At 66.1% G+C, this 15,488-nt stretch carries 15 protein-coding genes; 10 read left to right on the plus strand and 5 right to left on the minus strand.

From position 1 onward, the window contains the following. Window positions 1-25 precede the first annotated feature (25 nt). From LFT45_RS02450 to LFT45_RS02460, 3 genes are all read left to right on the plus strand, one after another. The gene (locus tag LFT45_RS02450) at window positions 26-616 is read left to right on the plus strand and encodes a hypothetical protein (RefSeq protein ID WP_236806357.1); all 591 of its coding nucleotides are present in this window, start codon (window positions 26-28) and stop codon (window positions 614-616) included. A gap of 113 nt (window positions 617-729) precedes the next feature. Further along, window positions 730-1,566, plus strand: coding sequence for a hypothetical protein (locus LFT45_RS02455; protein ID WP_236808885.1), 837 nt, complete (start codon window positions 730-732; stop codon window positions 1,564-1,566). Further along, entirely contained in the window at window positions 1,550-2,299 is a 750-nt protein-coding gene (locus LFT45_RS02460) for a LamB/YcsF family protein (RefSeq protein WP_236806358.1), read from the plus strand. The genes LFT45_RS02455 and LFT45_RS02460 overlap by 17 nt, the downstream gene beginning before the upstream one ends. 15 nt (window positions 2,300-2,314) lie before the next feature. Here the strand turns inward: LFT45_RS02460 and LFT45_RS02465 are convergent, their stop codons facing one another. Both LFT45_RS02465 and LFT45_RS02470 read right to left on the minus strand, forming a co-directional pair. Further along, window positions 2,315-4,510, minus strand: coding sequence for a M1 family metallopeptidase (locus LFT45_RS02465; RefSeq protein ID WP_236806359.1), 2,196 nt, complete (start codon window positions 4,508-4,510; stop codon window positions 2,315-2,317). 185 nt (window positions 4,511-4,695) lie between these two features. Next, the gene (locus LFT45_RS02470) at window positions 4,696-6,057 is read right to left on the minus strand and encodes a DUF445 domain-containing protein (protein ID WP_236806360.1); all 1,362 of its coding nucleotides are present in this window, start codon (window positions 6,055-6,057) and stop codon (window positions 4,696-4,698) included. Window positions 6,058-6,107: 50 nt separating this feature from the next. Between LFT45_RS02470 and LFT45_RS02475 the strand changes: the two genes are divergently transcribed. The 4 genes from LFT45_RS02475 (at window position 6,108) to LFT45_RS02490 (ending at window position 8,925) form a co-directional block, all read left to right on the plus strand. Continuing rightward, a complete protein-coding gene (locus LFT45_RS02475; RefSeq protein ID WP_236806361.1) occupies window positions 6,108-7,037 on the plus strand; it encodes a glycerophosphodiester phosphodiesterase in 930 nt (309 codons plus the stop codon). 12 nt (window positions 7,038-7,049) lie between these two features. Then, window positions 7,050-7,856, plus strand: a complete 807-nt coding sequence (locus LFT45_RS02480) for an AzlC family ABC transporter permease (RefSeq protein WP_236806362.1) — start codon at window positions 7,050-7,052, stop codon at window positions 7,854-7,856. Then, window positions 7,853-8,164, plus strand: a complete 312-nt coding sequence (locus tag LFT45_RS02485) for an AzlD domain-containing protein (protein ID WP_236806363.1) — start codon at window positions 7,853-7,855, stop codon at window positions 8,162-8,164. The genes LFT45_RS02480 and LFT45_RS02485 overlap by 4 nt, the downstream gene beginning before the upstream one ends. Before the next feature lie 92 nt (window positions 8,165-8,256). After that, window positions 8,257-8,925, plus strand: coding sequence for an SIS domain-containing protein (locus LFT45_RS02490; RefSeq protein WP_236808893.1), 669 nt, complete (start codon window positions 8,257-8,259; stop codon window positions 8,923-8,925). Between the two features lie 67 nt (window positions 8,926-8,992). On the opposite strand, the gene LFT45_RS02495 is transcribed toward LFT45_RS02490, so the two are convergent. Beyond that, window positions 8,993-9,217, minus strand: coding sequence for a hypothetical protein (locus LFT45_RS02495; RefSeq protein WP_236806364.1), 225 nt, complete (start codon window positions 9,215-9,217; stop codon window positions 8,993-8,995). 183 nt (window positions 9,218-9,400) lie between these two features. Further along, window positions 9,401-10,030 (minus strand): TetR/AcrR family transcriptional regulator, encoded by a 630-nt coding sequence (locus LFT45_RS02500; RefSeq protein ID WP_236806365.1) that lies wholly within the window; start codon window positions 10,028-10,030, stop codon window positions 9,401-9,403. Between the two features lie 112 nt (window positions 10,031-10,142). On the opposite strand from LFT45_RS02500, the gene LFT45_RS02505 reads away from it, so the two are divergent. Continuing rightward, window positions 10,143-10,478: a thiamine-binding protein gene (locus tag LFT45_RS02505; RefSeq protein ID WP_236806366.1), complete on the plus strand. Its 336-nt coding sequence runs from the start codon at window positions 10,143-10,145 to the stop codon at window positions 10,476-10,478. 62 nt (window positions 10,479-10,540) lie between these two features. Next, a complete protein-coding gene (locus tag LFT45_RS02510; protein WP_236806367.1) occupies window positions 10,541-11,218 on the plus strand; it encodes an O-methyltransferase in 678 nt (225 codons plus the stop codon). A 77-nt stretch (window positions 11,219-11,295) separates the two neighbouring features. On the opposite strand, the gene LFT45_RS02515 is transcribed toward LFT45_RS02510, so the two are convergent. Further along, on the minus strand, window positions 11,296-13,440 hold the full coding sequence (locus tag LFT45_RS02515; protein ID WP_236806368.1) for a VCBS repeat-containing protein: 2,145 nt from the start codon (window positions 13,438-13,440) through the stop codon (window positions 11,296-11,298). A 357-nt stretch (window positions 13,441-13,797) separates the two neighbouring features. Here LFT45_RS02515 and LFT45_RS02520 point away from each other — a divergent pair, with 357 nt between their 5' ends. Continuing rightward, window positions 13,798-15,402, plus strand: coding sequence for a multicopper oxidase family protein (locus tag LFT45_RS02520; protein WP_236806369.1), 1,605 nt, complete (start codon window positions 13,798-13,800; stop codon window positions 15,400-15,402). Window positions 15,403-15,488 lie beyond the last annotated feature (86 nt).

Here is a 15,488-nt window from a genome sequence, read left to right on the forward strand (position 1 = left end):
GTACCCGGCGGGATAGGCTCGAGCCATGGGGAACACACCGGCCAGGCCGGGGCGGCGCAATGTGGCGCTCATCGGCGCAAACTTTGGCCTTGCCCTGCATCCGGTGGACCGGAACGGCGTCCATATTGCAGGCGAGCCCGCCAGTTGCTTTGCTTCGTTCTGGGTGGCTGACTGGTCCCGGTGGGGAACCGGGACAGTCCTCATGGTGGCCACGCTCCAGGGTTGGCGAAGCTACGGCTCCAACGAATTCTTCGCCTCGTCCCTCGCCACCGAACTGACGCGCTTCTTTCCGGAAGCCGCGCGATTTCCGCTCGCCGGGGTCAGCCACACCCAGGACGAGTTCGACGTCGAACTGGACCTCGAACGCGGGTTCCGGGCGACCGGGCGGCAGGCCGCCCTCGAAATCTCCGGAGTGCTGGACCGGCGCCAGTTCTCCGCGCCCGACTTCCAACTGGGGCCCTCCAGCGCCTCGATGAGCAACATCTACCATCCGTGCAGCACGGGAAAACTCTCCGAGTTCGGCGTCGAATGGCCCGGCGCCCCCACTGTCTACCCCGGCCCGCGCGGGCCCTCCTCCTCCGCGTACATGGCGGTGGCTGAGTCCTGGGCTATGTGACCGGCCGGTTCAGCGACGTGGGGTGATCAGCATGCTTGGTATGTTGGTGTGTGGCCTAGTGTTAAGGCTAGACGGCGGTATCCGCTGCCGGTTGTTCCGAGGTAGAGGTGATGATGGCCACGCGACGTAACCCCGCGATGAGAATCGCGCAGGAAACAGCCCACAACGCCGTGTTCGACGCTCACGGCAATCCCAAGCCCGGCGTTCATAACGTGCTGCTGCGGGCCGTGGAGATCCAACGCCCGCTGGTGGTCGCGTATATCCGCCGGCTCCAGCGCCGCAATCCGAGGGCATCGGCCGCCCAACTCGCGGACATCCTTGAACGTGACTATCTCCGGGCCGTGACCGGCGGGGGAGCGCTGGTGGGGGCCACCGCCGTCGTTCCCGGAGTCGGCACTGTGGCGTCTCTGGGCCTCTCCGCCGCCGCCACGGTTGGCTTCCTCGAGGCGACAGCCCTCTACGCCACCTCGCTGGCCGAACTTCACGGGATCCGGATGGCCGACCCGGAGAAGGCCAGCACCCTGGTGATGGCCGTGATGCTCGGCGAGGAGGGAACCGCTCTGCTTGGTTCGCTCAGCGGCCAGGCCATGGGCCGGGGCAAGGGTGCCAGCCAGGCCTGGGGAAACGTGTTGGCGGGCCGGATGTCGCAGTCCGGAGCCGGTTTTATCCGCGAGCGTATCCAGAAGGCCTTCCTGCGGAACCTGCTCAGGAGGCAGGGAACCGCCCTGTTCGGACGTGCGCTGCCGTTCGGCATCGGGGCGGTGGTCGGCGGTGCCGGTAACCTCATGATGGGCCGCACCGTCGTCGCTAACGCAAAAGAGGCCTTCGGGCCGATGCCGGACACGGTGCCGGGGGAGCTCAAGCCTGCGGAAACGGCGGGCCCCTCCCTGGAATCCGGTAAAACGGAACCTGGGACAACGGAAGGTGGTACCGGTGGATCTGAACGCTGACCTTGGGGAGTCCTTCGGCTCCTGGACCATGGGTGATGACGCGGCCATGTTCGAGCTCATCACAAGTGCCAACGTAGCTTGCGGCTTCCATGCCGGGGACCCTGTGACGATGCTGGACAGTTGCCGCGCCGCCTATGAACTGGACGTCACGGTCGGCGCCCACGTAGGCTACCGGGACCTCGCCGGTTTTGGACGCCGCTCCCTGGACATGTCCTTCGACGAGCTGTTCGGCGACGTCCTGTACCAGCTCGGTGCGCTGGACGGGGTTGCGCACGCGGTGGGCGCCACGGTGGACTACGTCAAGCCGCACGGCGCCCTTTACAACCGGGCGTTCCACGACGCCGAGCAGGCTGCCGCGCTGGTGGCAGCCATTCAGGCCTACGATCCCGGCCTGCCCATACTGGGGCTTCCGGGGTCCGAGCTGCTGAAGCAGGCCCAGGACGCGGGGCATCCTGTTTTCCGGGAGGCGTTTGTGGACCGCGCCTACCTGCCGGACGGCACACTGGTGCCGCGCTCGCAGGAAGGTGCCGTGCTGCACGACGTCGGCCCGATCGTTGAGCGGGCAGTTCGCCTGGCGCTCAAGGGCGAGGTGGTGGCGGTGGACGGGACAGTGGTCCGGGTCGACCCCGATTCACTGTGCATCCATGGCGACACCCCCGGCGCCGTCGAAATGGCTGCCGCCGTCCGGGCAGGTCTTCAGGAAAACGGGGTCGAACTGGCGCCGTTCGCCTAAGGGCACGCCCGTGAACTAGCGCCCTTCCCGGCGTGCTTCAATCAGCCGCTCGAGGAGCCGTGCTGTTACCGGCGGATCCAAGGCCGGTGGCACAACGCTGCGTAGGGTGGGCACCAGCCCCGCCGGCTTGGCGGGGGTGAAGAGCCAGGCGTTGAAGAAGCTCCCCAGGTCCTGGCCGGATAGCTCCTGTGCCAGGCCAATAAAGTCTGCGCTGGAGACATTGCCGCCGGTATGGGCATGCGTCCACTCGCGGAGGATGCCGAAAAACACGTCATCGCCCACGAGGACACGCAATGCCTGAAGGGTCATCGCGCCGCGGACGTACACCGGGGGCGCGAACAATGCCGCGGTGCCGGGATCGCCGATCTTCACGGCCCAGAACGGTGCGTCGGCGGGGATCGTTGCCGCGTAGAAGTCAAACAGCTGCTGCGGGGTTTCCCGGCCCTCGTGTTCACTCCACAGCCACTCGGTGTAGCTCGCAAATCCCTCATTCAGCCAGATGTCCCGCCAGCCCTTGACCGCCATGTCATCGCCCACCCACTGGTGCGCCAGTTCATGGACTACCACTGAGTCACCTCCCTGCCGGTCCTTGAAGAAGTTCTTGGAGTAGATGGGCCGGGTCTGGTTCTCCAACGCGAAGCCAAGGTTATTCAGGTCATCCACAACTCCGCCGGACGCGTTAAAGGGATACCGGCCGAAGTATCCCGACAGGAAGTCGATGATCTCGGGCTGCCTCTTGAAGGACGCCTCGACACGCTCCCCCAGCGGCGGAGGACCGTCCGCGCCAGCTGTCCACCGGACCGTGTTGGGCGGACTTCCCGCGGGCGGCGCCGCAGCAGCCCACCCATCCAGTGTGTTGCCGTCATCCTCGAAGGATGTGCTGCCCTCCCCGGTCGAAACTGTGATGTCGTCGACGAACACGCCGTCGAACGGCACCACGTTGTCGCTCATGTAGGTGATGGCTACGTCCACGCTCTTCCCGGCGAAGCGGCCCAAATCGAACACCCACGGTTCCCAGCCTGGACTAGGCCCGGAAGCGGCCCACCACTGTCCTGTACTGCCGGATGATGTGCACGTCCCGTCACCCTTGTCGGTCAGATAGTGTTTCAGGAACGGGTGGAGCGCCAACCGGCTGGGACACGCAATTCCCGGGCTGTCCGTGGTGTGTCCGTTGCTGTCCCGCAGCGTGGTCCAGCTTGCGGCGCCAGTCAGCCGTGCTTCCACGAAGGCGAAGTCGAACTGCGGTTCTATATCCCGTTGCAGCCCGAACGAGAGCGTGGCGCCAGACTGCGGCACGTTGATGGTTCTGGTAAGGCGCGTGTAGGAGTTCAGGCTGCTGTGGGACCAGGCGAAGTTTCGACCCGTTTTGGCCATAACCACCGGCTGGAAGAGGTCGGGATCTATGGCATCAACATAGCTGATCCGGTCTTGCCGGTACCGGTTCAGCTGGAACTTGCCGACGCTCGCGGTGGCCAGGTAGGTGGCCATCGGTTCTGCAGCATGCCAGGTCCACGCCGTTTTGCCATCCTCGGACTCCTCGTCGCGCAGCACACCGTTGGCAACCACTTCCAGCCCGTCCGGAACAGTGATTTTGAAGGTAAAGGACGCTTTGTCCAGGGGATGGTCATTGGCGGGGAACCAGGTGGCCGCCACGTGTGGCTGCCCGATCACCAGGGAGCCGTCGTCGGTCCGGAGGAATCCAGAAACCCCGAACTGGTCAGTGATCGGTTTCGGCATGCCGTCGTAGTGCACCACCGCCTCGAACTCCCGGCCGTCCCTGATTCCCTTCCGGGGTGTCACCGTGAGCTCCGCGCCGCTGCGGCTGAAGGCGGCGCTCCGGTGGTTGACTTGGATTCCGCGGACAGTTAGCCCCTCCAGGTCCAGGTTGAACGACGAAAGGTCCTGGGTGGCACGGGCGCGTATGGTGGCAGAGCCTGCGAGGAGCCCGCTGGCAGGGTCGTAGCTGAGCTCCAGCAGGTAGTGCTCGACGTCGTAGCCGCCGTTGCCGTCCCGCGGATAGTACGGATCGGCCAAGCCGGGCGAACCCGGTTCAAAACCCGTGTCGCCGGTTTCTGCAACGACCGACGTCGCGCCGCCAGTTGCCGCGCCGGAAGGCGCAGGCAGGGCAAGTTGCGACGGGAGGAGGACGGTGAGGGCGAGGGCCCAGGGAAAAAGGGCGGAGCGGAAACGACGGGCGGTTAACAGGCTCATGGCGCCTCATCCGGATATCCCCAACAATCGCCGCGATGCCGGATCCGTGGGCTTCATCAGGTGGGCCGAACGGATGGGACGGGCAGGAGACCCGGCGGCGCGATTGACACCAAACGTGCCCCGGCGGGATAGGCCCTGTCAAGAGCCTTTTGGTGCACCGGAGGGTGTGTGTTGGGCACGGCCCGTCAGCCGAACGCCAGGTGGGCCACCGTGAAGATGGCGAGCCCTGCGAGCGAGCCCACCACTGTGCCGTTGATCCGGATGAACTGCAGGTCCTTGCCCACCTGGAGTTCGATCTTCTGCGACGTTTCCTCGGCGTCCCAGCGCGCCACCGTATCCGTGATCATCCCGGCAATGTCTGACCGATAGGTGCGGACCAAATAGCCGGCCGCATCGCCGATCCAGGCGTTGACCTTGCCTGCCAGCTCGTCGTCGTTGACCAGGCGGGTGCCGAAATCGCGGACGGCCGCCTTGAACTTCACCGTCAGTTCGCTGTCCGGATCGTCGACGGCGGAAAGCAGCGCGCCCTTGATGGTCGCCCAGGTCCGGGACGCCAGTTCCCGGACCTCCGGGTCGCCGAGCACCTGCGCCTTGATGCCCTCTGCCCGGGCGATCATGGCGGGGTCGTGCTGCAGATCCTGGGCCAGGTCCGTCAGGTACTTGTCGATGGACAGCCGGACCTGGTGCTGCTGGTCATCCTGGACCGCACGGGTGAATTTCAGCAGTTCGATGTAGACCTTGTCGCCCACCAGGCCGTCCACGAAGCTGGGCACCCACTGCGGGGAGCGCTCCGTGACGAGCCGGCTGACCATCTGGTGGTTGGCAGCCACCCAGTCCGCTGCCCGGTCCACGAGGAGATCCACCAGCTTGTGGTGGTGCCCGTCGGCGAAGATCCGTTCGGCCATGCGTCCCACCGGCGGTCCCCACGGCGGAGCCACGAGGTGCTTGCGGACCATGCCCTCGATGACGGCCTGGACGTCGTCGTCGTTCAACACTTTGAACGTGCCGCGGATGACGGCGGCACCTTCCTTGGCCACGCGCTCTGCGCCGCCCGGCCCTGACAGCCAGCTGCCAACCTTGCCGGAGATGTTGATGCTGGCCAGCTTGTCCTGGACCACCTGTTCGGAGAGGAAGTTGGTCTCCACGAACTCGCCCAGGGACGCGCCGATCTGGTCCTTGCGGCGCGGAATGATCGCGGTATGCGGGATTTTCAGCCCCATGGGATAGCGGAACAGGGCCGTCACTGCGAACCAGTCGGCCAGGGCGCCCACCATGCCGCCTTCCGCCGCGGCCCGGACGTACTGCAACCACGGGTACTGCTTTTGCAGCGCGAACGCGACGACGAACACCACGGCCATGGCAATGAGGAGGCACAACGCCACCAGTTTCATCTTCCGGAGGGCTGCCGCCTTTTCGGCGTCGCCCGCTGTGAGCTGCCGTACGGCGGCGGAGCGCGCCGGAGCGCGCCCGTCCTCTCCCGGACGATCACGGGTGGCCTCGCCCGGGGGAGACGCCAGCTGGGTGGTTGGCTCAGAGTTCACCTGCATGTGCCAAGCCTAGCCCCGCTTTGGCGGCCGCGGTCGGCTAACGTGTGACCATGACAGCCGACGAGTCAGCCCCAACCCGTCCCCTGGTCTACGCCCACCGGGGTTCCAGCGCGGATTTCGCGGAGCACACCAGGGCGGCGTATCTCCGGGCGCTCGCCGACGGCGCGGACGGTGTGGAGTGCGACGTGCACCTCACCCGCGACCAGCACGTTGTCCTGCTGCATGATTCCAACCTGGACCGGACCTCGGACGGCACCGGTCCTGTGGCCGAACGGACCGTGGACCAGCTGCGGCTGCTCGATTTTTCGGCCTGGAAGGGCGTGCGGATCCCCGAGGCCTACGGGCCGAGGTCGGAACAGTTCCTCACCCTGCCGGACCTGCTGGACCTGCTCCGGGCTGCCGGGCGGGACGTCGGGCTGGCCATCGAGCTGAAGCATCCCAGCCCCTACCAGCTGAAGCTGGAGGACAGGGTGCTGCAGGTGCTGCGGGCAGAGGGGTGGGACGCCGCGACATCCAGGCTGGGCAACATCCGGGTGACCTTCATGAGCTTCAGCCCCGACTCAGTCAGGCACCTGCGCAAGGCAGTCCCGGCGGAGTTTATCTGCCAGCTCGTGGACGACGTGAACGTCACCGAGATCCGCGAGGAACTGGGCCTGGGGCCTTTCACGGGCAGTGCCGTGGCCAACGTGATGAAGGCCGCGCAGCTGGAGGGGGAACGGATCCTTGACGGCGGCGAAGCGGGCATGGCCGGGCCGGGCATCGACTACGTGCGCCGGCATCCGGACACCGTGCGGCGCTGGCGGGATGCCGGCCGCCGCTTCCGGGTCTGGACGGTGGACGCCGAGGCTGACGTGGCGCTGTGCCGGGGGATGGGCATCCAGGAGATCACCACCAACCGGCCGGCGCAGGTGCTGGCCCAGCTCCAGCAGCCAGCCCTGGCAGCAAGCTCCGGCGCGACTCAATCACAGCCACCGCTGTGATTGAGTGGTGGCATGCCCATCACCTGGCCCCCGAAACTCCTGCGTTCTCCTGCGGTCCGTGTTGGCCTGTCCATCAGCATCGCGACCGGCCTGTACGGGGTGTCCTTCGGTGCGCTCTCCGTGACCTCGGGCCTGGACTTCTGGCAGACCATGGCACTGAGTTTCCTGCTTTTTAGCGGCGGCTCCCAGTTTGCGTTCATCGGGGTGGTCGCCGGCGGCGGCTCGGGGCTGGCGGCCATGGGAGCGGCCACCCTGCTGGGAATGCGCAACGGCATCTACGGCATGCAGCTCAACGTGCTGCTCCAGCCGCGGGGGTGGCGCCGGTATGCGGCCGCCCAGTTGACCATCGACGAGTCCACGGCCACAAGCACGGGGCAGACTGATCCTGCTGAGCAGCAAAGAGGCTTTTGGTCGGCGGGCATCGGGATCTTCGTACTTTGGAACCTTTTCACCGCGGTGGGTGCCCTGGCCGGAAGCGCGCTGGGAGATCCGAAGCAGTGGGGGCTCGACGGCGCAGCTGTCGCAGCGTTCCTCGGCCTGCTGTGGCCGCGGCTGAAGGGCAGGGAACCGGTGGCGATCGCCGTCGTCTGCGCCTTGGCAACCGTGCTGGCCGTACCCTTCGTCCCCGCGGGCGTCCCGATCCTGATTGCCGCAGTGGTGGCCGCCCTTATCGGCTGGCTCAGCCACGGCCGCAAGGACGAAGGGCTTGAACCGGACATCGACCCCTACGCGGAGTGGCATCCCAGCCATCACCCGCGCGACCGGCATGACGACGGGCATTCCAAAGGCGACGGGACGAACCCCGGAGGTGCCAAATGAGTCTGTGGGTGTGGCTGCTGCTGGCCTGTCTCTTCGCCTATGCATGGAAGCTGGTGGGCTACCTTCTGCCGGCCAGCCTGCTGCAGAACCCGAGAATGTCCCGGATCGCAGGGACCATGACCATCGGGCTGCTGGCGTCCCTGACGATTGTCAACACCCTGGCTACCGGGCAGGCCCTGGTGCTCGATGCCCGCCTGGGCGCCCTGGCAGCCGCCGCTGCGGCCCTGTTCCTGCGGGCGCCCTTCCTGGTTGTTGTGCTGGCGGGGGCCGGAGCCGCCGCATTGCTCCGGCTGGCCGGCTGGAACTGAAACAGCGAGTAACTCCCTGCAGGCAGCGGCAGCAGTTCTGAGTGATGTGCGTCACAACCGTTGTATGCTCTAAAGGTAGAGGGGTTGTGAAAATGAAGGCCGTCAGCAGACTGTCCCGCACCCGTGCCACGGACGCGCCGTTCGAAATGAAAGCGCCGGTGGACGTCGTCCTCGAGCACCTGCGGCAGGTGGGGCCCGCCGTGGCCTGCCTGCGGAACGAATCCTCGCGGCTGGCCGGCTGGGGCGAGGAGCTTGCCCGCCGCCTGGTTTCCGGGAACCGTCTGGTCACGGCGGGAAGTGCCGGTTCGGCGGCCGAAGTGCAGCAATTCACCGCGGAACTGCTGGGGCGCCACGCCGGCGACCGCCAGCCGTTTTCCGTCATTGCCCTGCGGCCAGGTGCGGCAGCAGCAGGCGCTGCGCCCGTCAGTGCCGTGGAGATTGCACAGGGGCACGCGGAAGAGGTTGCCAGCCAGGTGCGGGCCCACATCCGTTCCGACGACGTTCTCCTGGCGGTCTCGGCCAGTGGGCACCGGCATGCACTGCTGGAGGCGACAGCGGCGGCGCGGGCCGCCGGAGCCACGGTTTGGGCTGTCACGGGCGCGGCCCCGAACCCGCTGGCCCAGGCCGCCGATGAAGCAATTTGCATCAACGCTCCCAAACCCCAGGTGCGGGAAGCGCAGCTGATTGCGCTGCAGGCGATGAGCGAATGCCTGGCCGCCGCCCTGCACGCGTTGTCCGTCCGGCCTGAATCCCGCCGGTGACCCCGAAGTCCGGGTGAGCCCGGGGCAGCGCCTTTAGCAGGGGCGGGCTCAGGTAACGGGTTTGGGCTTAGGCAACACCGCGGGCGTCAGGGGAAGCAGGCACGGACCGCCTGGCGAGCTCTTCGGTGGCGAGGTCATACCAGTCCTGTGCGCCATACACGGGAGTCGGCGTATCGAGGTTGCGGTAGAGCGCGTCCACGAGAATGCCGAGTTCGTCCGTGGTGGCAGCCAACAGAGTTGTTTCAGGATCCGTCGAGTGGTTCATGAAGTGTGCGAGCTGCGAGCGGTTCATGGTGAAACTGCCGGCCCGAGTTGACCACATGCAAGGAATGACATGGTGTGCTCCGTATATGAAGATGCCCGAGGCTGACTTCCTAACCCACCGGTGTGCATAGCTTACTGTGCTGGCCCGGTGTACGGAACATGACCGTTCTTCTTCCAGCGAAGATCCTCCGCGCCTGCTCGAACCTGCCAGCTACTCGAACTGCTCGAATTGCGACGCCGCGAGCGGCACCTGCGGAGGCAGCGACCTTGTGGGACGTTCCGCGCGGATGGCGTCCTCGACGAGGGCAGCCGGCCGGCGCCAGGCGTCGGAGCCGGGTTCCATGGTGTCGACGACTCCGATCAGCATTGCCAGGAGCCGCACCATGTCCGTCAGTGAGATGTCCACCCTCAGGGTGCCCTGGTCCTGGCCGCGGCCAAGGAGGACCCCAACGGACTCAATCAGGCTGCCGGTAATGCCGGTGAGCAAATCCCGCCGCCCGGCCACGGCGCCCAGCAGGTTGGCGTTGTCACTGGCAGCGGTCATCACGGCGTCGATGACCCGGAACAGGCCCTCGGCCGCATCAGTGCCCGCAAGGGCGACGTCGATAACCGGGTCCACGTTGAGCCTCAGCTGGCGGTTGAGGGCCGCCAAAACCAACTGCTCCTTGTCCGAGAAATTCCGGAACAGCGTCGCCGGACCCACTCCCGCTGTGGCAGCAATGGTCTGCAGCGGAACATCGGGGCCGTACTGCCGGAAACACTCGCGGGCGGCATTTATGATCTTGTCCACATTGCGTGCAGCGTCAGCACGAAGGGGCTTGCGCTCTACTGCGAGGTTCATGGAATCAAGGTTAGCAACGCAGTGTCAGCCTGACTCCGTTACCCGTTGGTAGCGCCGAATATGACGCAGCACACGATGCGGGCGGCAGATTCCGCCGTGACAGACTGGACGCATGTTGCTTGCATTTTCAGTCGCCCCTTCCGGAATTCCTGCTGATCCCGCCTACGCCGCTGCGGGTGCCGGCGACGCCTCCGTGCACGACGCCGTGGCTGCCGCCGTCAAGATTGTCAGGGAATCCGGGCTGCCGAATAAGACGGACTCCATGTTCACCACTGTCGAGGGTGAATGGGACGAGGTGTTCGACGTGGTCAGGCGCGCCACCGAGGCCGTGGGGAAATTCGGCAGCAGGGTGTCCCTGGTGATCAAGGCCGACATCCGGCCCGGTTACTCCGGCGAGCTCACCGCGAAGGTGGAGCGCCTGGAGGGCGCCCTGGTCCAGGGCGACTGACGGCCAGGACGATTGGCCGCGGCAGCCTAGCCCGGCCTGGCGCTTGCTGGAAGACTGTGCCCATGTTTGAGCACAAGCCGCGGCCCGAGTGGACGGCCGTAGAAGAGTACCTGTCAGACGTCGTCGTCCACCCCGACGATGCCGTCCAGCGCGCCGTCAGGTCCGCCGAGGAGGCCGGGATGCCGCCGATCGAGGTGACACCTAACGCCGGAAAGCTGCTAAAGCTGCTGGTGACGGCGTCCGGTGCCCGCAGGGTGCTGGAGATCGGCACGCTGGCCGGCTTCAGCACCATCTGGATGGCCCAGGGCATGCCCGACGACGGCCGGCTGGTGACGTGCGAATACCTCCCGAAACACGCCGAAGTGGCCCGCACCAACGTGGACGCGGCCGGGGTGGGCCACAAGGTGGACATCCGGATAGGCGCGGCGCTGGACACGCTCGCGGCCCTCGAAGCTGAAGGAGACGATCCGTTCGACTTCGTCTTCATCGATGCGGACAAGGAGAATAACCCCCAGTACCTGGAGTGGGCAGTGCGGCTGGGCAGGTCCGGAACCAGCATCGTGATGGACAACGTCGTGTGGGAGGGCGTGGCGCTGGATCCGTCCCTGGACGAAGTCAATGCCCCCGGAATCATCGGCGCGCTGAAGATGATGGGGGAGGACAGCCGGCTGGACGCCACTGTCATCCAGACCGTGGGGTCAAAGGGCTGGGACGGCTTCGCGCTGGCTGTGGTGCGTTAGGGCGTACACAAATAGGCACCGCCCTCGCACTGGATGTACGAGGGCGGTGCCTGTTTTTGGTGGCGGTGCTTCAGCGGTTAGCTGAGTGCGGTCATGGTGTTCCAGCCACCGCCGACCCTGACCCGGTTCGGGAACGCGCCGGCGCCGTTACCCATGTAGGACCAGAGAACTCCGCTGGTGTCGCGGGCGACGAGGTCGTCGCGTCCGTCTCCGTTGAGGTCAGCGGCGCCGCTGATCGCGTTCATGGCGTTCCAGCCTGCACCGGCGCTGACCCGCGTCGGGAATGCGCCAGCAGCGTTGCCCAGGTAGGACCACAGAGTCCCCCCGGAGTCCCGGGCAACCAGATCAGCTTTGCCGTCACGGTTGAGGTCGCCGGCGGCGCTGATGGCCCGGCCGTTCCAACCCGCGCCGGCGCTGATACGGGTCGGGAATGCGCCAGCATTGTTGCCGGCGTAGCTCCAGAGGACGCCGCCGGCGTCGACTGCCAGCAGGTCATTCCGCCCGTCGCCGGTGAGGTCAGCGGCGGCGCTGATGTTCTTCATGGAGTTCCAGCCTGCTCCGGCCCGAATCCGCGTCGGGAAAGTGCCGGAGCCGCTTCCGCGGTAGGTCCAGAGGACTCCGCTGGAGTCGCGGGCCACCAGGTCGGCACGCCCGTCGCCGGTGAGGTCTCCGGTGGCGCTGATGGAGTTCATGGAGTTCCAGCCTCCCCCGACCCTGGTGCGGGTCGGGAAGGTACCCGAGCCGCTGCCCAGGTAGGTCCAGAGGACGCCGCTGGAATCCCGGGTAACGAGATCGGCCCGGCCGTCGCCGTTGAAGTCCTGCGGGACGCTTGTGACACCGGTGCCCGTACCGATGCGCACGTTACGGCTGGTAAATGCCACGTTGCCGGCGGCGTCGCTGGCGCGGACGCCGAAGGTGTAGAACCCGTTGACCTGTGCGTCCCAGGTCTTCGGGGAGGCACAGGTGTTGTCCCAGGCCTGGTTGGTGGGCTGCAGCCGGCACTCGAAGCTGGCGCCTGTTTCTCCCGAGAAGCTCAGCGACGGCGTGTTGTCCAGGCTGGGCGTGGACGGGAAGGGTGCCGTTACCGCAACGGCCGGAGCCGTGGTGTCCACCGTGAAGTTGAGCGTTCCGGAATTCAGTCCGCCGGCAACAGCCTGCACAGTGTGGGGGCCCTGGGCCAGCGGGGCCAGCTTCACGGAGTAGGTGGAACCGGTGAGCGTGGTAGCCAGCGGGGCGCCATTGTCCACGATCAGCTGAACGGGGCCCGCGGTGCCGGCGGGAAGGCTGCCGGTAATCGTAGGCGCGGTTACGTTAGTGATGTTGTCGGAGTTGGAGCGGCCGCTGTCGCTGGCTGCCGCCAGGTCCGGTGTATTGGGACCTCCGACGGAGTCGGTTGCGATGAGGCCCTGGACGGTGAAGTTGCTCTGGGTGATGGTGTTGATGCCCGGCCCGCCCGCGTTGGGGCCGGTGACCGTTACGGAGTTGATACCCGAGGGGGCTCCGGTGACTGGCCGCGCGGTGTTGATGTCGCCAAGTGTTCCTGCCGGGGCGCCAACCTGCGTGAGGAACGTTGCCGTGGTCCCCCTGTCAAAGTCGCCGAGGAAGGCTGCGCCGACGCCCGCCCAGTCGCAAGCAACTGTGTCATTGGGTGCGCAAGCGCCGGCGTCGGTCGTCTCGTTGATGCTGCCGTCAACGTCAGCGGTGAACGTCGCAACGCCATAGGGGTGGGTGATGGTGTACTGCGCGTTGGGCTGCAGGCCATCAAAACGGAACCGCAGGCGGGCAAAACCCATCTGCTCGCCAGGCACCACGGGGCCGTTGACATGTGCCGCTTCCAAGGCCGCCTCGTAGCTGCCGATCGTTCCGACATCCGCGGACGCGGAAAACCAAAAAGCTTCCTCGGGGAAGTTGCCCGGGTAGGACGCCGGGGAATTGGGATCCGGAGGTTCGGAGAGGCAGCCCTTGCCGGCCTCGTAGCAGAGCTGCAGCCGGACTGTGCCGTCCGAATACCACGTCGGGAAGCCATTCGCGGCGTCAACCGGGCCCATCCCGGCGGTTTCCGCGTTCGCCGGCATAGCGCCGAGGGGTGACAGGGCGGCGGCGAGCAGGGCGCCGGCAACAGCAGGGGCCATGCGGCTGAGAGTGGTGGTGGGCTTGCGGTGCGCTGCCCCGGAGCGGTTGGCTCCATCAGGCATTTTGGGCCGTACAGATTGCGAGAACATTGAGACTCCTTGTGGACACTCGATTTGTGGCCCCCAGTACCTTCAAGGCCAGGTCGGAAAGTCGATTCCCAACCACGACAACAGTGGACGCCGCACCTTGGATAAAAGTCGGATAAAGCCGGTGGGATGCCGGGGGTCTGCGCGAGCCAAAGCTCGCATGCAGCCCTGGGTGCGGCCCTCATGGAGCGGACTACCGCTGGAGCAACCGAATTAGACCATCGATTTGAGGGGGCCCAATTGGGGGTGCCCCCTTAGAACCCCCACCCTTCCCAGTTCGGTCCGGTTTTTTCCAACCACGCCGGGACATCCTCGAAGCATCCCAACCGGTCTCGAACCCAATCGGAAGGAGGCCCGGTTATGACCGTGTCCAGACGAGATGTCCTGCTGCTGGGCGGCCTCGGTGCCGTCGGAGCGGGTGTGCTTTCACTCCCGCGGGGCGAGGTGGAGGCCAAGTCCGCCAGCCGGCTGAGCAGCGCGGAGATGCCCAAGCCGTTCCAGTCGGCTTTCGTGAAACCTCCGGAGCTGGCGCCGGACCGGACGGGGGTGGACCCCGCGGACGGCAAACCTGTCAACTACTACACGGTGACCGAGATGGCCGCTATGGCGTCCATCCTGCCGCGGCTCAAGACTCCGATCCTGGGCTACAACGGGATTTTCCCCGGCCCCACGATCAGCCTGGACCAAGGCACCAAGGCAGTGGTGCGGGTCCGGAACAAGCTTCCCGCAACCCACCCGAACGATGGCCACGTGCTCGCCACGTCCGTGCACCTGCACGGGTCAGCCTCGCTGCCACAGTTCGACGGGTACGCCAGCGACGTCACGCATCCCGGATTCTTCAAGGACTACCACTACCCGAACTTCCAGCCCGCCCGCACGCTCTGGTACCACGACCACGGGGTGCACTTCACGGCGCAGAACGCGTACTCCGGCCTGGCGGGGCAGTACCACATGCACGACCCGATGGAGCGGCAGCTGCTCCCGCAGGGCGACTTCGACGTGCCGCTCATCATTTCCGACGCGATGTTCGCGGCAAACGGCGCCTTGGGGTATGACGACAACACCCACTCAGGCCTGTGGGGGGACGTCATCCTGGTCAACGGCAAGCCGTGGCCGGTCATGAAGGTCCAGAAGCGCATCTACCGGTTCCGGGTGCTGAACTGCAGCATTTCCCGCTCAGTACGGCTGACGCTGAGCACCGGCGATCCCCTGATTATCGTGGGCACCGACGGCGGCCTGGTCCCCACGCCGCAGCGAGTGGCCAATTACCGCCATGCCGGGGCAGAGCGTTACGAGGTGCTCATCGATTTCCGCAAGTACAAGACCGGCCAGCGGGTCGAGCTGCGCAACCTGTCCAACCCGAACAACGTTGACTACGACTTCACGAACAAGGTGATGGCCTTCGACGTCACTGATGACGCGGTCAACACCAGCGACCCGACCTGGAACACCGTACCCGCGCAGCTGGCACCCGCCAACGAGATCATGGCGATGACCGAGAAGCAGGCCACCAAGGTCCGGAAGTTCCGGGTCAAGCGGAACGACGTCACCAACATGTGGACCATCGACGACGGCAACTGGCAGGACGTCATAGCCAGCGGCTACAAGAAGGTCGCTGCGGACGTCGACCTAGACGCCGTCGAGGTGTGGGAGTTCGAAAACAGGTCCGGCGGCTGGTTCCACCCGATTCACATTCACTTGGTGGATTTCAAGATCCTCAGCCGCAATGGCCGGGCACCGTTTCCACAGGAGCTCGGACCCAAGGACGTTGTCTATGTGGGTGAGGGCGAGACGGTCCGCCTGCTGATGAAGTTCGGTCCGCACCAGGGCCGCTACATGGTGCACTGCCACAACCTGCCTCATGAGGACCACGACATGATGGTGCAGTTCCGGGTGGGCCTGAAGGAAGATGACAACGATCCCAACGATCCCATGACAGCGGCGCTGCCCCAATGGGACGGCTAGCGGCGCACAGGGCCAGCCCGAAGTCCGGGGCGGCCCCCGAAAGGGTAGCCGTCACCGAGAGGCCTGCCGGATCCCCCCGGCAGGGC

Origin of the sequence: Arthrobacter sp. FW305-BF8 (genome assembly GCF_021789315.1) — a bacterium.
Taxonomy (GTDB): domain Bacteria; phylum Actinomycetota; class Actinomycetes; order Actinomycetales; family Micrococcaceae; genus Arthrobacter.

What these genes read in the sequence shown, in the direction of transcription:
- LFT45_RS02450 (WP_236806357.1), top strand. Translation starts at nt 26, where the DNA reads ATGGGGAACACACCGGCCAGGCCGGGGCGGCGCAATGTGGCGCTCATC.
- LFT45_RS02455 (WP_236808885.1), top strand. Translation starts at nt 730, where the DNA reads ATGGCCACGCGACGTAACCCCGCGATGAGAATCGCGCAGGAAACAGCC.
- LFT45_RS02465 (WP_236806359.1), bottom strand. Translation starts at nt 4,510, where the DNA reads ATGAGCCTGTTAACCGCCCGTCGTTTCCGCTCCGCCCTTTTTCCCTGG.
- LFT45_RS02470 (WP_236806360.1), bottom strand. Translation starts at nt 6,057, where the DNA reads ATGCAGGTGAACTCTGAGCCAACCACCCAGCTGGCGTCTCCCCCGGGC.
- LFT45_RS02475 (WP_236806361.1), top strand. Translation starts at nt 6,108, where the DNA reads ATGACAGCCGACGAGTCAGCCCCAACCCGTCCCCTGGTCTACGCCCAC.
- LFT45_RS02480 (WP_236806362.1), top strand. Translation starts at nt 7,050, where the DNA reads ATGCCCATCACCTGGCCCCCGAAACTCCTGCGTTCTCCTGCGGTCCGT.
- LFT45_RS02485 (WP_236806363.1), top strand. Translation starts at nt 7,853, where the DNA reads ATGAGTCTGTGGGTGTGGCTGCTGCTGGCCTGTCTCTTCGCCTATGCA.
- LFT45_RS02490 (WP_236808893.1), top strand. Translation starts at nt 8,257, where the DNA reads ATGAAGGCCGTCAGCAGACTGTCCCGCACCCGTGCCACGGACGCGCCG.
- LFT45_RS02495 (WP_236806364.1), bottom strand. Translation starts at nt 9,217, where the DNA reads ATGAACCGCTCGCAGCTCGCACACTTCATGAACCACTCGACGGATCCT.
- LFT45_RS02500 (WP_236806365.1), bottom strand. Translation starts at nt 10,030, where the DNA reads ATGAACCTCGCAGTAGAGCGCAAGCCCCTTCGTGCTGACGCTGCACGC.
- LFT45_RS02505 (WP_236806366.1), top strand. Translation starts at nt 10,143, where the DNA reads ATGTTGCTTGCATTTTCAGTCGCCCCTTCCGGAATTCCTGCTGATCCC.
- LFT45_RS02510 (WP_236806367.1), top strand. Translation starts at nt 10,541, where the DNA reads ATGTTTGAGCACAAGCCGCGGCCCGAGTGGACGGCCGTAGAAGAGTAC.
- LFT45_RS02515 (WP_236806368.1), bottom strand. Translation starts at nt 13,440, where the DNA reads ATGTTCTCGCAATCTGTACGGCCCAAAATGCCTGATGGAGCCAACCGC.
- LFT45_RS02520 (WP_236806369.1), top strand. Translation starts at nt 13,798, where the DNA reads ATGACCGTGTCCAGACGAGATGTCCTGCTGCTGGGCGGCCTCGGTGCC.